Origin of the sequence: Kitasatospora sp. NPDC058243 (assembly GCF_042882025.1) — a bacterium.
Classification (GTDB): Bacteria; Actinomycetota; Actinomycetes; order Streptomycetales; family Streptomycetaceae; genus Kitasatospora.
Window position 1 is genome coordinate 1 of the sequence record NZ_JBHVWW010000153.1, and the last position, 1612, is coordinate 1612.

Here is a 1612-nt window from a genome sequence, read left to right on the forward strand (position 1 = left end):
CCCGCGAGTACGACTGGGCCTGGCTCGACGTCCGCCCCGACGACACTCCCGACGGGTACGGGTACGGGTACGGGTACGGGTACGGGTACGGGTACGGGTACGAGTACGCGGCCGGGGCGGGTGTGCTGGTCGCGCGGCGGCACCGCTGCACCGGTGAGGTGTCCTATCTCCGCTGCCGGGCACCCGGCGACGTCTCGCTGGCCACGCTGGTGGAAGTGATCTGCCGCAGGTGGAGGATCGAGGAGGCCTTCCAGTTCACCAAGGGCTTCACCGGGCTCGGCCAGGGCCAGGTGACCTGCTGGAACTCCTGGATGCGCTGGTCACTGTCCTCCCTGATCGCCGCCGCCGTCCTCACTCTCACGGCCACAGCCGTCCGTGAAGACTCCGAGCCGCAGCCCGGACTCATCCCGCTGGCCCGCCCCGAGCCCATCCGTCTCCTGCGGACCCTCGTGCTGCCCCCACCCGCCCGCGACCGTGACCACGTCCTGCACTGGACCGCCTTCAGACGCCATCACCAGGCCGTCGCAACCGCCTGCCACCAGCAACGACACCCCCATCACGACCAGCCATGATCACGAACTACAGCTGCCGTGACGGAGACGGAATGAGTTTTCCCCGGTATCGGTATCTGGAGGCTTATTCAGGCCGGACCTGAGTAGCCTTCGCCTGTCGCTCTAAAATAGACGACGGCCCGTTGTGGGAGAATTGAGTTACCTCTAAAACAACTCTCAGCAACGGGCCGTCTGTTATGTATGCTACCACCGGGTTCCGCCGGGATCAGATCACCGATCTGTGCGCCATGGTCTGTCAGGACGCCGCCGGCGGGTCGGCCAGAAGCTGGCCGCCTGTTCCCGGGCTCTTCAGGTCTGTTGTCGTGGCACTGACCTATATGCGCCGCAACCGGGTGCAGCAGGAGCTGGCCGAAACGTACGGGGTTTCCCAGCCGACTGTCAGCCGTGCCGTGTGCGGGGTGACGCCAGTACTGGAAAGACTCCTTCAGGAATACGTTCCGACGGCAGAAGACCTCGACGGCCGGACGCAGTACGTCGTTGACGGGACCCTGCTCCCGTGCTGGTCATGGGCCTCACACCCCCAGCTGTACTCGGGCAGGCACAAGACGACGGGCATGAACGTCCAGGTCGCCTGCACCCTCAGCGGCCGCCTGGCCTGGATTTCCGATCCGGTCAATGGAAACCGCCACGACGGTCAACAAGATCCGCTACGTCATCGAGCAGATCATCGCCAACTTCAAGACCTGGAGAATTATGCACACCGACTACCGGCGGCCAATCGAGACCTTCGCGCAGACTATCTCCGCCGTAATCGCGCTGCACTTTTACAAACTGGCCTCTGAATAAGCCTCCTGGTATCGCCTCCTGCGCCATCGAGCTCACGGGGACTGCGACCGTTTCCAGTCTTCCTCTCGGAGTGTCTACCGTAATCTCCAGTTCTGACACCATCACCTGGAACAATGCCGGCCATGACACGACCAGCCTCACTATGGAGCGCACCTTCATTGGCAGCAGGAACTTTGTCGAGGCCGGTGCGGGTGCCACACTCGGCGGGCTTTTCGACCCGTCACTTGAAGCTGAATCTGCGAGGGGAACCCGGA

At 63.6% G+C, this 1612-nt stretch carries 2 protein-coding genes and 2 pseudogenes; all 4 read left to right on the plus strand.

Going from position 1 to position 1612, the window contains the following annotated elements; all coding sequences use genetic code 11:
• A pseudogene (locus ACFVX9_RS39710) lies at positions 1–572 on the plus strand (IS701 family transposase); the annotation flags it as partial.
• Between the two features lie 227 nt (positions 573–799).
• A pseudogene (locus ACFVX9_RS39715) lies at positions 800–1147 on the plus strand (transposase family protein); the annotation flags it as partial.
• A 40-nt stretch (positions 1148–1187) separates the two neighbouring features.
• Positions 1188–1358, plus strand: coding sequence for a hypothetical protein (locus tag ACFVX9_RS39720; RefSeq protein WP_387987180.1), 171 nt, complete (start codon positions 1188–1190; stop codon positions 1356–1358).
• Positions 1359–1428: 70 nt separating this feature from the next.
• A partial coding sequence (locus ACFVX9_RS39725; protein ID WP_387987178.1) for a hypothetical protein occupies positions 1429–1612 on the plus strand: 184 nt, incomplete at its 3' end.

What these genes read in the sequence shown, in the direction of transcription:
- ACFVX9_RS39720 (WP_387987180.1), top strand. Translation starts at nt 1,188, where the DNA reads ATGGAAACCGCCACGACGGTCAACAAGATCCGCTACGTCATCGAGCAG.